11 protein-coding genes are annotated in these 15,567 nt (G+C 41.3%); 6 read left to right on the top strand and 5 right to left on the bottom strand.

All coding sequences use genetic code 11. The features are described 5' to 3' along the window. Positions 1-59 precede the first annotated feature (59 nt). A complete protein-coding gene (gene ileS, locus CDG77_RS12355) occupies positions 60-2,996 on the bottom strand; it encodes an isoleucine--tRNA ligase (RefSeq protein WP_094329700.1) in 2,937 nt (978 codons plus the stop codon). A gap of 456 nt (positions 2,997-3,452) precedes the next feature. Here ileS and CDG77_RS38505 point away from each other — a divergent pair, with 456 nt between their 5' ends. Together CDG77_RS38505 and CDG77_RS12365 are read left to right on the top strand one after the other, a co-directional pair. Next, on the top strand, positions 3,453-3,587 hold the full coding sequence (locus CDG77_RS38505; RefSeq protein ID WP_262985153.1) for a hypothetical protein: 135 nt from the start codon (positions 3,453-3,455) through the stop codon (positions 3,585-3,587). Next, on the top strand, positions 3,565-4,524 hold the full coding sequence (locus tag CDG77_RS12365; protein WP_190233965.1) for a hypothetical protein: 960 nt from the start codon (positions 3,565-3,567) through the stop codon (positions 4,522-4,524). The genes CDG77_RS38505 and CDG77_RS12365 overlap by 23 nt, the downstream gene beginning before the upstream one ends. A 664-nt stretch (positions 4,525-5,188) precedes the next feature. On the opposite strand, the gene CDG77_RS38510 is transcribed toward CDG77_RS12365, so the two are convergent. Beyond that, the gene (locus CDG77_RS38510; protein ID WP_262985154.1) at positions 5,189-5,311 is read right to left on the bottom strand and encodes a hypothetical protein; all 123 of its coding nucleotides are present in this window, start codon (positions 5,309-5,311) and stop codon (positions 5,189-5,191) included. 320 nt (positions 5,312-5,631) lie between these two features. Between CDG77_RS38510 and CDG77_RS12370 the strand changes: the two genes are divergently transcribed. Next, positions 5,632-6,027, top strand: a complete 396-nt coding sequence (locus tag CDG77_RS12370) for a hypothetical protein (protein ID WP_094329661.1) — start codon at positions 5,632-5,634, stop codon at positions 6,025-6,027. An 885-nt stretch (positions 6,028-6,912) separates the two neighbouring features. Then, positions 6,913-8,361, top strand: a complete 1,449-nt coding sequence (locus CDG77_RS12375) for an AAA-like domain-containing protein (protein WP_094329662.1) — start codon at positions 6,913-6,915, stop codon at positions 8,359-8,361. A gap of 143 nt (positions 8,362-8,504) precedes the next feature. Here the strand turns inward: CDG77_RS12375 and CDG77_RS12380 are convergent, their stop codons facing one another. Next, positions 8,505-8,882 (bottom strand): hypothetical protein, encoded by a 378-nt coding sequence (locus CDG77_RS12380; protein ID WP_094329663.1) that lies wholly within the window; start codon positions 8,880-8,882, stop codon positions 8,505-8,507. Between the two features lie 756 nt (positions 8,883-9,638). Here CDG77_RS12380 and CDG77_RS12385 point away from each other — a divergent pair. Continuing rightward, positions 9,639-11,555, top strand: a complete 1,917-nt coding sequence (locus CDG77_RS12385; RefSeq protein WP_094329664.1) for a GTPase family protein — start codon at positions 9,639-9,641, stop codon at positions 11,553-11,555. 303 nt (positions 11,556-11,858) lie between these two features. Further along, positions 11,859-13,532, top strand: a complete 1,674-nt coding sequence (locus CDG77_RS12390) for a hybrid sensor histidine kinase/response regulator (protein ID WP_094329665.1) — start codon at positions 11,859-11,861, stop codon at positions 13,530-13,532. A 25-nt stretch (positions 13,533-13,557) separates the two neighbouring features. Here the strand turns inward: CDG77_RS12390 and CDG77_RS12395 are convergent, their stop codons facing one another. Further along, on the bottom strand, positions 13,558-14,016 hold the full coding sequence (locus CDG77_RS12395) for a DUF29 domain-containing protein (RefSeq protein WP_094329666.1): 459 nt from the start codon (positions 14,014-14,016) through the stop codon (positions 13,558-13,560). A gap of 161 nt (positions 14,017-14,177) precedes the next feature. After that, a complete protein-coding gene (locus CDG77_RS12400) occupies positions 14,178-15,287 on the bottom strand; it encodes an S-(hydroxymethyl)glutathione dehydrogenase/class III alcohol dehydrogenase (protein WP_094329667.1) in 1,110 nt (369 codons plus the stop codon). Between the last annotated feature and the right edge of the window lie 280 nt (positions 15,288-15,567).

Consider the following 15,567-nt stretch of genomic DNA (forward strand, 5'->3'; position numbering starts at 1 on the left):
CGCCCGTAGTCAAAGGCGGGCAAGATGCCCACCCCACAAGAGTTATGAGTTTTATTTTGTTAAAACTCTCCGGCTAAGGCTGCAACACACCGTTCGCAAATTAAGGGATGTTCTGCTGATTCTCCCACATGGGTAGAGTAGTTCCAACAGCGATCGCATTTTTCACCATCTGCGTTCACTATCCCAATTCCCCAGTCTTCCGTTTGCGCTGTATATTTTAATCCTTGCAATCCTTCAGCAGAATCTAATAATTCCACCTGGGAAGTCAGCAATAGATACCGCAGTTCGTCAATCCCGTTACCCTTCACCGGGTTAAAGGCTTTGACAGCATCGCCTAACTGTTTGTGGGGTATATGAATCAAAGCTTTCGCTTCCAGTGAAGAACCAATGAGTTTTTCTATTCTGGCTTGTTCTAACACCTTATTAACATCGGTGCGAAGTTGTCGCAGTGTTTCCCAAAATTCCGCTAAATCTGGATTACGCCATTTTTCTTCAATCTGCACCCAACCAGCCTCAAACACAGATTTGTAAGGTGTTTTATAGGGGAGATATTGCCAGATATCCTCGGCAGTGTGGGATAATACTGGTGCGATCGCTCGTGCTAAATTATCTAAAGCTATTTTCAGCACCGTTTGACAACTGCGACGGCGGAAAGCATCCTTTGCACTGATGTATAACCTATCTTTGGCAACATCTAAATAAAAGTTGGATAAATCCACCACGCAGAAATTCTGCACTGTTTGGAAAAAGCGGAAGAATTGAAAACTCTCAAAGGCTTCGGTTACTTCCTCAAATACCTCAGTGATGCGGTGCAGCATATAACGGTCAAGTTCTGGCAATTCCTCGAAGGGAACTGTATCTTTTTCTGGGTCAAAATCATCTAAGCTACCCAGCAAAAACCGCGCCGTATTGCGAATCTTGCCTCTAACATCATTCATCTGCTTGATGATGTTTTTGCCAATGCGGACATCGCCGGAGTAATCTACCGATGATACCCACAATCTCAAGACATCTGCACCGTAAGCCGGTTCTACTTTTTGATTTTTACCACCTTCAATGATTGTATTTGGGTCAACCACATTTCCTTCAGACTTGCTCATCTTCCGGCCTTGTTCGTCTAAAGCGAAGCCGTGAGTTAGCACAGTTTTGTAAGGCGCAACGTCATTTACCGCTACACTGGTGAGCAAGCTTGACTGAAACCAACCGCGATGTTGGTCGGAACCTTCCAAATATATATCAGCAGGGTAGCGTAACTCTGGACGCTGTTGGACGACAGATGCCCAAGATGAACCAGAATCAAACCATACATCCATTGTGTCTGTACCTCTGCGGTAAGACTTACCATTATTACGATAAGATTCTGGTAATAATTCCTCAACGGATAATTCCCACCAAGCATCAGAACCTTTTTCAGCGATAATTTTTTGGGCGTGGTTGATAACTTCCTCATTCAGCAGTGCTTCTCCCGTGGCTTCGTCGTAGAAAACGGGAATGGGTACACCCCAAGCACGTTGACGAGAAATACACCAATCGGAACGTTCCGCCACCATCGGCGTGATGCGATTTTCACCTTGGGCTGGAATCCATTTTACCGTGGCGATCGCCTTTAGTGCTTCTTCCCTAAATCCTTCCACAGAAGCAAACCACTGTTCAGTGGCGCGGAAAATTGTCGGCTTCTTCGTCCGCCAATCATAAGGATACTTGTGAGGATATGCTTCTTCTTTCAACAAGGAACCAGCCGCATTTAAAGCATCAATCACCGCCTGATTCCCATCACCCAGCACATTCAACCCCGCAAATTCTCCCGCTTCTTCAGTAAAATTGCCGTTGTCATCCACTGGCGCAAGGATGGGTAAACCGTAACGCTGACCAACAATGTAATCTTCTTGACCATGACCGGGGGCAGTATGTACTAACCCAGTACCCGATTCAGTAGTAATGTAATCACCGCCGACGACAATCGGACTTTCGCGGTTATATAGAGGATGACGATAAGTAGTATGTTCTAAGTCATTCCCCTTAAATGTGGCTTTGACAGTTAACTTAACTCCCAATGTTGAAGATAAACGTTCGACTAAATCAGCAGCAACAATGAGATAGCGGAACCTCACCCCCTCAGTGCCCCTCTCCGAAGCCACTTCTTCATTCTCCCTCCCTGCTTGCGGGGAGGGGGTTGGGGGGTGGGGTTCCACTTCCACCACTGCATAATTCAAATCTGCATTTACCGCCACAGCCAAATTCCCTGGAATTGTCCAAGGTGTAGTCGTCCAGATAGCCACACCCAAATCTGACTGATATTCCGCCAACAGTGGTTTTACAGCTTCCGCCAAACTTGTGATTGCAAAAGCTGCATAGATACTGCGGGAAACGTGCCCTTCAGGATATTCCAACTCAGCTTCAGCTAAAGCGGTTTTAGAACTAGGACTCCAGTGAACCGGTTTCAAACCGCGATAGATGTAGCCTTTTAAGAACATTTGACCAAACACGCCAATTTGAGCCGCTTCATATTCCGGCTTCAGAGTTAGATAAGGGTTTTCCCAATCACCCCAAATACCATAGCGTTTAAAATTATTGCGCTGGTCGTTTACCGTAGCTAAACCAAATTCTTTCGCTTTTTGGCGTAGTTGTAAAGGCGTTAAATTTTGCCGTTCTGCTGACTTCATGTTCTGCAAAACTTTTAACTCAATCGGTAAACCGTGACAATCCCAACCAGGAACGTAGCGAACTTTACGCCCTTGTAACATTTGGTAGCGATTAATAATATCTTTGAGAATTTTATTTAAGGCATGACCAATATGGAGTGAGCCATTAGCGTAGGGAGGCCCATCGTGCAGTATAAATAATTCGCCGGGGTTATTTTCAAAGAGGCGATCGTAAATTTTATTTTCTTCCCAAAATTTTTGGATTTCCGGCTCGCGCTTGATAGCGTTTGCCCGCATCTCAAAGTTAGTCTTGGGTAGGTTTACAGTATCTTTGTAACTTCCTGATTCGGTCACAGTCTCATGCCTAAAATTAGGTGTGCAGGTTTTATCAATTATAGAAGATGGCATGGAAACCAAAATTTGCTTTTTGAAGGCGAGTTTGATAAACCTCTCCCTAAGGACTTCCAACAAATAAATTACCCAATCTTGTAGGGTGGGCAACATGAGCGCCCATATACAAAGGCGCTCATGTTGCCCACCCCACAAGAAGTAGTTGAGTATTTTTTTATTTGAAAGTCCCCTACCTGAAATTTTCGATAAAAAGGAGGCGGCATTATATTTATCGATTCGTCAGCACCAATCGATAAATATCCGGCAAATAAGTCGAAATTGGGCAGAACAGATGGGCTATTATTGGTTTTTGGAGAATGAAAACGTAACACCATCAGAACTAGTACGTAGCCTTCAGGCTAAAAAAGTAATCAAGCAAACACGGTCTAACGCACTCTACGTATATTTTAAAAATTAAAGATGAATCCTATAGATATTTGCTGCATGAATATTTTTCACCAAGCAGCATGGAAATATGGGAATATATACTCCCATGTTTTCAGCATAGTTTATCTAGATGGAGATTTCATGGATGTCGATCGCTTCTTCTGCTAAATCTATTGATGACAATCTCAAGAATGTTGTAGACGAAATTGAAGCGCAAAGCTCTAGCTTATCAGTTTTTGCAGCCCGTCAATTTCGTTATAGTTTGCGTCAAACTCTTGTAGAAGTCAATATCAAGGAACCCCGTCAGTTTAACGTACTTGAAGAATTTATTATCCGTGCTGCTATTGAATTTCAACCTCCGCCAACAGAGGATGAATTAGCCTCTATACTTGGGCTTGATTCTGTATTTATTAAAACTACTACTGCAACTCTTCGTTCATTACAAACTCTATCAGCAACATCGCCAATCGCAGTTACTCCAGAAGGTCGCTCATTTTATGAAAAAGGCTCTGTCCCACAGCCGCCATATCCCGTACAGCTTAATGCTATTTCAGATCCTTTAGACAACAAGATAACTTTTCAATCTGAATCATTAAACGACACAGTTAGCAACCTACCTGATTTAGCAGATTTTATAAATCTTGATAATCTAATTACTGATATTTCTTCATTACCTCTTGAGCAAATCCAAACAGGTATTCAAGATTCAGGTTTAGCCCTTCATCTACCAGAAGAGGGAAAAATAGTCGCTGACTTTAAGGTAGTAGCTTCGACTCAAAAAATTTGGAAAAAGATATCGATTTTCGTTATCTTTGATGCCATTGAAGATAAATTTAGCATCCAAATAAGAAATGGAAAGCAAATTTTAGAGTCAGCATCAAATTTATTAGAACTACTATATACTGAAGGGAAAATATCTTTGGAAGCACTATGTAAATTGTCAACTGAAACCATCAATTTGGAACGTGAAGCTATTCTCAACCAAGAAAATCCTGAAATAGAAGCTACACTCGAAAAGATTCGTCCAAAGACACTAAAATCTACTACAAAAACCAGTGTAGAAATAAGTAGTAATCCAGCAAAAGGTGAAAGTAAAACCCTTTAGAGGATATTTGAAAAGTCCTCTTGCGATTATATCTGTCAACTCGCCCCTACTGCTTGTAAGAAATGCAGGCTTTGTCTGTAACCCCAATTTGCGATCGCTAAACCTAAATCAGCTTGTTGAATCTACTGAAATCAAAAAGTCAAAGCTGCTTTTGAGTAAGCAAACTGGGGTTTGAGAAAGCAAAAGCTTATTTGACTTGCGGAAAACACCAAAACGAGAAAGTCAAAGCTGCTTTTAAGAAAGCAAAAGCTTATTTGACTTGCGGAAAACACCAAAATGAGTAAGCAAAAGCTGCTTTTGAGTAAGTCAAAGCTTATTTGACTTGCGGAAAACACCAAAATGAGAAAGTCAAAGCTGCTTTTGAGTAAGTCAAAGCAGCTTTGGAATAAGTAATTGCGGATTTCACTTATTAAATTTAAGCACAATATGAAGTTTGGATAAAAATATTGAAAAAGTTACTAATAAATGCTTATGACTTTCATTAAAATTATCTGCAAGTCATTGGCTACGCTAGCATCGGCGATTGGAGTCCATTATTACTAACCGGCAATCCTGACGAGGTAATGAGTATTTTAATCCGTCAGATTTTAATGCAATAAGCAGTTGAGAAAAATAAAATCCCCGGCTTTTTAGAAAAGTCGGGATTTTTTTTTGGCGCAATAGCTTATAAAGTTTGCACTAATTCCGATTTAGAGCGATCGGTACGCCGCAACCCTCGTCGGAGCAATCGAGTCGAAATTTCTATTAATTCCACTTCTAAATGATAGTCGAACTTGCAACTGACCAAATTTTTTCTATTTTTACTTTATAAATAACCTTTTCGGATATTGGCTTAATTGATTGAAATTAACTGCGGGATAATATCCCACTAATCATTGCAGGTTAGAGGCAAATGTTGGATAATATTCTCTGGAAAATTTGAGGTATTGCTTGTTGCTCATACCTATAGACTAATTGTAAATATCTATATATCTAACAAATTACCTCTTCCCCAAGCAAGATTTAAAAATTATTTATTTTTTATAACTAAAATATGCCTTTTGTTAGAAGGATAATGACATTATTATTGTTAATGTTTATTTGTAGTCAAAAAGCAATCTAATTGGCATGATAAATTTGATTTCTAAGACCATTGGTAATATCGATTCCCTCCTTAAAGGATTTCAGGTAAAACGTTTTTTGGCTGTTGTCCTAGTTGGCTTTTTAGTGCTGACAACGAATGTTACTTCTGGGCAGAATGACAAAGGCTTAAAAGAGAGAGTTCGCGAACAGATACAGCAAAATGATGCTCAAAGACCGAAAACAACAGGGCAGTGGAATAAAGAAGCTCGTGAAACAGAAGGTTCTCTTGGTAAACGACTAGAAAAGATTGGAGGGGAGTCAGCAGAAGCCCTTAAAGAATTTGGTTCTGGGTACGTAAAGGGCGCTCAAAAAACTGCTAGCGATGTAGGGGATAGTGCAGCACAGACAGGCAGAAATATTTCTAACCAAATCGGACGCTAAATGCGTTTCAATGTTCTATTGGCAGCAAGTGACAATAACTTTTTGCCAATAAATAAGCAACAATAGAGAGGCTAGGATCTAAGGGACTTCCAACTAATAAAAATATCCCATCCCTGCGGGACGCTACGCGAACGTATTTAGGGTAGGGGAGCAAGGGGAAAGAAAATCATTTTGATTCGGTGAAATTGGGATAATTTATTTTTTGGAGTTCCCTAATTACCGAAATTTCATTAGCATCGGTAAGCACATTACCCATACTAATGAAAGATTGTAGCGTTTTCGAGTTACATAAAGTATAGGTTTTTAGTAGGGGCGCACAGCTAGTTGTGCGCCCCTACTGCGTGTTGCATCTAAAAGAGAATTGCTAATTTTGATAAGGGACTTCCAAATAAAAAAATATCCCAAATTTTCTTGTGGGACGGGCAAGATGCCCGTCCCCAATATTAGGACGGGCAAGATGCCCATCCCACAAATGAATAATTTATTTCTTGGAAAGCCCTAAGCGTAGGTGTAGATATCGCTTCCACCTTGTTGGATGCAAAATCCAGATTAATACAGGTTAAAAATAACTTTAAGTAATACCTTATTAAGTTAGCAATAAATAAAGTTAACTATTAAAGCTTGTCATTTGTTATTTACAAGTAGTGAAATCGGCTGATGCAGCTTTCACTAGTGGCAGGAAAAGTGACAATCAATACAGTTATGTTAGCTATGTTTATTTATACCCACCTATCTGAACGCCATTTAGCAATAATGTATTATTTATCACAATAAAATCGTTGATTTCAGAACAGGTAAGTAACTGTTGAATAACTGTTTTAAAACATGAAACAATGAGGAGATAGCTAAGACAGTAAAGAAAAAAGCACGTAGATAATTAGCGATATGAAGCAATCTAAGAGTAATCGGAAACGCGGACTTGTCCTAACGATCGCTGGGCTAAAGCGTTTACAAGCAGCGATTTTGGCAATGGAGAAGGTTCAAAACAATGGCAATCACTTCACTCTAGAAGATTTAGGCGATCGCATGAATGTTTCCACCAAAACCCTAAACCGATTATGGTCGTTGAATACAGGCGTGGATCAAAAAACCCTGAAATTGTGCTTTACCGCCTTTAATCTAGAATTATACAGGGAAGACTATGCAATTTTGAGTGAGCCGAATAATACTGAAAGCTCTCGAACTTTCTCACTGAGTTTAGATACACAAGAGAAAAGAATGCCTCAGTTTTTATCCTCGGATCTATTTGTCACTCAGTATCACAATCAACTCGAAAATCTTTGGTCATACCCAGACGGCCCCGTACCTCTAGATTCGCCGTTTTATGTCGAACGTTCTCCCATTGAGGAACTAGTTTATCGAGAAATAATTCAACCAGGCTGTGTAATCCGAATTCGAGCGCCAAGAGAGATGGGTAAAAGTTCTCTTGTGCTGCGGCTGTTAGCCTTTGCCCAAATGCAAGGTTATCGCCCGGTAAACCTAAATTGTAAGCAAATTGAGACGAACTGTCTGACTAACTTAAACAAGCTTTTGCGTTCTTTTTGCTGGCAAATTGCAATAGCACTAGGCATAGAACCCAAGCTAGATGACAACTGGGATGAGGAAATCGGCTGTAAGTTGAGTTGCAGTTTATACTTGCAATCTTATTTGCTCAAGCAGAGTCAAAGTCCAGTGGTTTTAGTGTTAAATGAGGTTGACCGCTTTTTTGAATATCCTGAAATTGCTCAAGAGTTCTTTGGCTTGTTGCGTTCTTGGTATGAAGACGCACGACAAGATACCCAATTACACAAACTAAGGCTAGTGGTTGTTTACTCTACAGAAGTGTACGTCTCTCTGGATATCAACCGTTCCCCATTTAATATCGGACTACCGATTCATCTGCCAGAATTTACTAAGCATCAAGTCGAATATTTAGCCCAACGGCATGGGCTTGACTGGACTTCTGGTAACGAGACTACGCAACTGATGTCTCTGGTGGGGGGACATCCAGCCCTAATTCGCATTGCTCTGTATTATCTCTGCTGTCAAAAAATTACTTTAGAAGAACTGGTACAGGAAGCGATCGCTAACGGTGGTATCTACCGTTATCATTTATGGCGACACTGGGCAATCTTGCAAGAAAATTCCAGTTTGGTAAGAGCATATATTGAAGTTGTGGGCGCAAAGCAAAGCATTTCTCTCAATCCCATTGATGCTCATAAGCTCGAAAGCTTGGGGCTGATAACTTATGAAGGCGATCGCATTCTACCGCGTTGCCAACTCTACCGTGCTTACTTTAAAAAACAACTAGGCGTTGCTGAATTTGAATACAAATCATTGCAGAAACGTGCTTGAAAAAACTCTCAGGTACTTTTTCTCTCACATCTCTATGCTGATTAAAACTCTGGGCAGAGAATTCCTTTGCCCAGAGTTTTGGCGAACGTCAATCTTACTTTTCCTTTAGGAGTGCCAATTTCGATATTTACAACCAAAAAGAATTAACTATTTGACCAATAAAGCTGATAATCCTCGATAAAAAATGTTCCATTATTGGAAGACGTTTTGAAAAAGAAGTAATAATCTCCTGGTTCCCAAATACTAAATTCCTGCTCTTGTTCTTGAGCAGTAGCTGTCGAACCACCGTTGGGGATAGTCATGCTAGCAGTTTGTGTTCCGTTCTGCGCTCTCATCAGAAAAACTTCCAACAGGGAAAAACCCTGTAGTTCGGCAGAATAACGAATTTTGAAACGGATTTTTCCTCCATCTCGGAGAGTCTTTTGAACCGAAAAATTTTCAGTTTGAATGGGATTTCCAGACAGTTTAATGCCCTGGTCTTGCGTTAATATATGTATATGCTTTTGATCTACTGAACTCATTAATTTTCCTCCTCAAAAGTAATAGGGTCTATTGAGTGAGATAGTTACATTCTTGACAAATGTATTTTGGTAAGAATTCAGTTCGGGCTAAAGACCCCGCTATCACTAACAGGAATCAGAAGTCAGAATTTAGAAAGAGTCTAATATGATTGGTAAGTAAGTGGATCAAATTAAATATAGAATCTCACCTTGTCTCCGGCTTCCCTCTCCTTAGTAAAGAGAGGGATTGTGGATGAGGTTCGATCTTATATTTAATTACGCCTACCTACTTGTATGTGATTAATCAAGTTTTATTTTGATTCTCTAATTATTCTGATTTCTGAATTCTTACTATCCCGTTTGTATTTTCCCGTCATTGCCAAGAAAATGCAATGACAGATAAGACAGTTAAGACAGTTAAGAAAATACTTAAAAAATTGATTGCAAAAAAAAATAATCTAGACTTAATGGTTCACTATAGCAATCCAATTTTACGTTTGAAAAAATCAGTCCATTACCCAATTTGAATCTCGTTTCATTAGGGATTTACAAGAAATAAACGAACCACTCCAGACGCAGAGAAGCCAGTGTGCCCTTGCGGTTGCCCGACTTGTAGCAACTGGCACGACACGGAGAGAGGATAAATAGAGAGAACTTTTATATCAGTTTTGGGATATTTTTATTTGGAAGTCCCTAGATTGGAGACGATAGACTTTTTATAAGAGTAATTTTTACAAAAACTCGAATTTCCCAACATTTCAAAGCAGGTATGGGGCAATGGTGCGATTAAAACCGTGGCAGTGGGTCGTCTTAGCAATCCCGATCGCGTTTATCATTATTTTCTTACTGGTATCTGCCGGTTCACAAATTCACGCCTGGGGTATTAGTTGGATTTGGGCTGTATTCACCCTTTTATTCGTTGGTTGGCGTTGGTTGTTGGTTAAATGGACTCAACCTGCTGTTAACCAAGTGGAAGCTGTATTAGCTCAAGTCCAAGAAGAATTAGAATCGGCAGCAGAGGATACAGTCAGAACATCAGCCGGAAGTGATGTGACAAAGCTTACAGAAAGCGCACTCCAAGAGATTCTGCAAGCAGCACAAGGCGATCGCCCGATTTGGGAAGACTGGCCAACTTTTTGGACGCGATGCCAGGATTTAGTTGTAGCGATCGCTCATATCTATAATCCTCAAATTCAATATCCTCTGCTGAATATTTACGTCCCCCAGGCTTACGGGCTGATTCGCGGAACGGTGGATGACATGGATCGGTGGATGCAAAAGTTATCCCCTGTCCTCAATCAGGTAACGGTTGGACAAGCATACCAAGGATATGAAGTCTACCGGAAGTTAGAGCCATCGGCTCGGAAATTTTGGAAAGCTTGGAATTGGGCACAGTGGATCTTAAATCCGGTGGCGGCGGTGGCAAAACAAGCCAGTCAGGGTTCTAGTAACCAGGCAACTCAGCAATTATTGGGGAATTTGAGTCAGTTATTCCGGGAAGCTGCCTTGAGAAACTTATGTCGGCAGGCGATCGCACTCTACGGACGTAGTACATTACCAGTTTCAGCAACTGTAGTATCCACGACTTTACCCAAGGCAAAAACCCAAACACTCAAAGAAATCTTGACTCAAGCTCAACCAGCCGAGGCAGTTGAGCAAAAACCTGTAAATATTCTCCTAGTGGGACGCACAGGTTCAGGCAAAAGTAGCCTGATTAACACGCTATTTCAGTCCGATCTCGCAGCCGTTGATGTTTTGCCCAGTACCGATCGCATTCAGAATTATCAATGGCAGACTCAAGGTGGGGAAACCCTGACGCTTTGGGATACGCCTGGTTACGAACAAGTCAACCGTGCCGATCTAAGAGACTTGGTGCTTGATTATGCCATCAATGCAGATTTACTGTTGTTAGTTACCCCTGCCCTCGATCCTGCGTTGCAAATGGATGTAGACTTTTTGCAAGATATAAAAGCAGAAGTTGCAGATTTACCAGCGATCGCGATCGTCACTCAAGTAGATCGGCTGCGTCCCATCCGCGAATGGCAACCGCCTTATAATTGGGAATGGGGCGATCGTTCAAAAGAAATTGCCATTCGAGAAGCTACTGAGTATCGCGCCAAATTGCTGGGAAACTTCTGTAATTTAGTTCTACCATTGGTTACAGGTGACAGCAAAACAAATCGAGTTGCTTGGGGAGTAGAGGCGCTATCGCTGGGATTAGTAGATGCGATCGCGCCTACCAAGCAACTCCGTCTCACCCGCTTTTTGCGTAACCTTGAAGTCCGCACTGTCGCTGCGGCCAAAATCATCGACCACTACACCTTCCAGATGGCGACAACACAAGGACTAACGGCATTGCTCAAAAGTCCCGTCCTCCAGTTTGTTTCTACGCTATCAACTGGATCTCCAGCCTTAGCATATATGCTGGCAGAGCAAATTCCTGTGGAACAGTTGCCGATTGTGATTGGCAAACTTCAAATGGCTTATGAGCTTTTCTCGCTCTTGAGTACAGCTAACTCTAACCCGCTCAACTTTGAATTGCTATCCCTCTGGCCGCTAATGCTGGAAAATTCTACTTCACCCGATCGCAATGCCTGGGCATTTGGTCACGCCCTAGTGGAGTACTGGACTCAGAATTTAACAGTTCAACAACTCCGCAATCGATTTGAGTATTATCTATCGATTGCCAAATAATTTGTTTGCGTTGAGGAATTAATGTCGGCATCTTCAATTTTGCTACGCCTAAATAGCGAGTTTAGTAGCTAGGTTGACTCAATCTGAATTAAACACCAAAAATTGCATTAGCCCATAGGATCGATGCAGAATATTTACTTAGGGAAAGAAAAATATTTATACGCCAAAAACAGGAGAAAAAATGCGGTAATATCTCTTATCTCTTAACATCAAAGTTAAGATTACGATTAGAATAGGTGTCTGCTGAAACCTACCCGCTTTACCTGATTTTTTACACGACAGGCCTTTTGTTCGGAGTTATTTATGAAAAATATATTACAAAGCTCCATATCTCAAGAACAGAATTTACATCAGGGCTATAGTATTTCGTCTTATAATCGGCTGCTTTTGGTCGTGAAAGATTTGGCTTGTGTAAGGACAATTGAGGAAATTATTGAGATTGTGCGTTTGGCTGCGAGGGATCTCACTAATGCTGATGGAGTAACCTTTGTATTGCGGGATGGTGAATGTTGCCACTATGTTGATGAAAACGCCATCGGGCCACTTTGGAAAGGTATGCGTTTTCCCCTCAAGTCTTGCATTTCTGGTTGGGCAATGCTCAATAAACAAGCAGCCGTGATTGAGGACATTTACCAGGATGCTCGAATTCCTATTGATGCATATAAAGTTACTTTTGTCAAAAGTTTGGTGATGGTTCCCATCCGAATTGCCGAACCATTGGGTGCGATCGGAGCCTACTGGAGTACACCACACCTAGCCACACGTGAAGAAATAGAACTGCTTGAGATTTTGACCGACACTACAGCAGTGGCGATCGCGAACGTTCAACTTTTCCAGAAACTTACCAATCAAAACGCCCTGAAAGACAAATTCATTGCGATGCTAGCTCACGAATTGAGGAATCCTGTTGCCCCCATCTCAAACGGAGTTCAGCTTCTCAAATTGAAGCTAGGCGAGACTGGTGCAGTCGGAGAAACAGTTTTAATGATGCAGCACCAGATTAAGCACCTCTCGAAATTGATTGATGAGTTACTTGATGTATCGTCCATCACCTATGGGAAGATTTCATTAAACCTTGAGAAGGTTAATCTAGTAGATTTGGTTCACCAGAGTATCAATGACCATACACAAGCAATAAAGAGATCGAATCTTACTGTAGTAAAAGACTTGCCAAATACGCCTGTGTGGGCTTATGTTGACCCCACCCGCTTCTTCCAAATCTTTGGAAACCTGCTTGATAACGCTTTAAAGTTCTCAAAGCCAGATGGGACAATTTGGGTGGATCTTTCATTTATTCCCGGTGAGAATGGCTCAGGTAGTGTAGCGACTTTATCTGTAAGAGACTCAGGCATAGGGATAGACCCGACAATCTTATCAGAACTATTCGAGCCATTTACTCAGGGCGATCGCAGTTTAGACCGTTCGAGGGGCGGGCTAGGCTTGGGACTCTCGGTAGTAAAAAGTCTTGTGGAACTTCATGGTGGCAATGTTGAAGCCTCAAGTAGAGGGATCGATTTGGGAGCGGAATTCAAAGTTACTCTCCCTGTATGCGAAGAGATTAAAACCTTAGACAACGACTTGGAGATTACAGAAGCGGCTAAAAAATCGTTGAAGATTTTAGTTATTGAAGATAATGACGATTCAGCCTTCTCATTAAAAGCAGTGCTTGAATACTTTGGACATGAAGTTACTATTGCCAGAAATGGAATTTTAGGGGTACAAACGGCAAGAGAGTTTGAGCCTCATATAATTATTTGTGACATTGGACTTCCCGAAATGGATGGATTCGCCGTTGCAGAGGAACTGAGTAAAGACTCCAAATTTACTGATTCAATTATGATTGCACTTACCGGCTACGGTAGCCAGGAGGATAAGCAGCTTGCACTTCAGTCTGGTTTTAAATGCCACTTGACCAAGCCTGTGGACTTTGACATCCTTACGGCAGAAATCGATCGATACTTTCTCGCGAGTGCGTAAGCGTAGATAGTCCTAGACATCGCTTTTATCCCATTAAATCATCAGTTGCAGCCTCACCAGGATAAAAGCGATCGCTCAGAATTTCCTCAAAAGCATATAAACATTCATTAGGAAAATTTGAGAGTGGCAAATTTGTTTCTCCCGACGCTAAATCCCTGCCGTTTTGAAATGAATCCTGAATTACTTCTTCAAGGTAAGGTTTTAGGCTAGGATTCTCACTCAACAACTTGAGAATTTCTCGTCGTTGTACTCTAATTGTTGCTAACCAACTACGACTTCGTTGCTTTGGTTGATATTCCCATTTGAGCAAATGTCCGATTAATATACTAAGACGATTTCTCAATTCTTGACGTTCCTTTCTTCCCAAAGATTCAATTTCCTCAATTAAATTAGGTAGGTCAAGTTGATTCCATTGACGATGACGCAGAAGGTCAGCCTGTTGTTGAGTCCAACTGTAGAAGTCTGCTTCATAGAAGTTTTGCATCAGTTCTTTTGCCGATTTTGCGGTTTTTAGTGTCTACATAATTTAAAAATTCATAATTCATAATTATATTTCCGATAAAGATTTAAATCTTATTTGAAACAGGACTGTCTGCATAAGCATCCGGTACAAACCCATTATAATTACGAATTAAGAATTACGAATTAAAAAGTCACCACACTCCGAATTGATTCACCTTTGTGCATCAATTCAAAAGCATCATTAATTTGCTCAATGGGCATTACATGAGTAATCAAATCATCAATATTTATCTTACCTTCCATATACCAATCAACAATTTTCGGCACATCTGTACGTCCTCTAGCGCCCCCAAATGCTGAACCTTTCCAAACGCGCCCAGTTACTAATTGAAAAGGACGAGTACTGATTTCCTGTCCAGCACCAGCAACACCAATAACCACACTAACGCCCCAACCTTTATGGCAGCATTCTAATGCTTGGCGCATAATTTTTACATTACCGATACATTCAAAACTGTAATCAGCACCGCCTTTAGTTAAATCAACCAGATAGGGAACTAAATCGCCCTCTACTTCTTTGGGATTAACAAAGTGCGTCATGCCAAACTTTTCGGCCATTGCGCGTTTGCTGGGATTAATATCCACCCCAACAATCATATTCGCCCCAACCATCCGCGCCCCTTGGATGACATTTAAACCAATACCACCCAAGCCAAAAACTACAACATTTGCTCCCGGTTCCACTTTGGCAGTATTGATAACTGCACCAATACCAGTAGTCACGCCACAGCCAATGTAACAAACCTTATCAAAGGGGGCATCTTCCCGAATTTTTGCCAGGGCGATTTCCGGCAGCACCGTATAGTTGGCAAAAGTGGATGTACCCATATAATGATGAATCATCTGCCCATCGATGCTGAAACGACTCGTACCATTGGGCATGACACCGCGTGCTTGAGTTAGACGAATAGCTTGACAGAGATTAGTTTTGAAACTCAAACAATATTCGCACTGACGGCATTCGGGAGTGTATAGGGGAATTACACGATCCCCTGGTTTGAGACTAGTGACACCAGCGCCTACTTCCACTACCACGCCAGCACCTTCATGTCCCAAAATTGCCGGAAACAAACCTTCAGGATCGTCACCAGATAGGGTAAAAGCATCGGTATGGCAAACCCCACTGGCTTTTACCTCAACTAACACTTCCCCAGCTTGTGGCCCCGCTAGTTGAACGGTTTCAATTGTTAATGGCTTACCTGCACCGTAAGCTACTGCTGCTTTAACTTGCAACGTCAGCCCCTCCTATATATTTATTTGACGTTCTCCCTAGTGCTGAAACACGAGGATTATTTCACTTGCACACATTGAGCGCATGATACACTTTTGTATCACTTCATCCCATTTAATCAGGACGATCGCCGCTATTAACCATAAATATCACTCTGTTAAAATTTCATTCTCTAGCTAGATTAGTAAAAGTTGGCAACAGCTGTTTTAGCAACGATGTAAACTTGATGTCAGCAGCAACCCCCAAATATTTTGTCCACCCTTCGATTAATACATTTTGTCA

It is taken from the genome of Nostoc sp. 'Peltigera membranacea cyanobiont' 213, from assembly GCF_002245975.1.
GTDB lineage: Bacteria > Cyanobacteriota > Cyanobacteriia > Cyanobacteriales > Nostocaceae > Nostoc.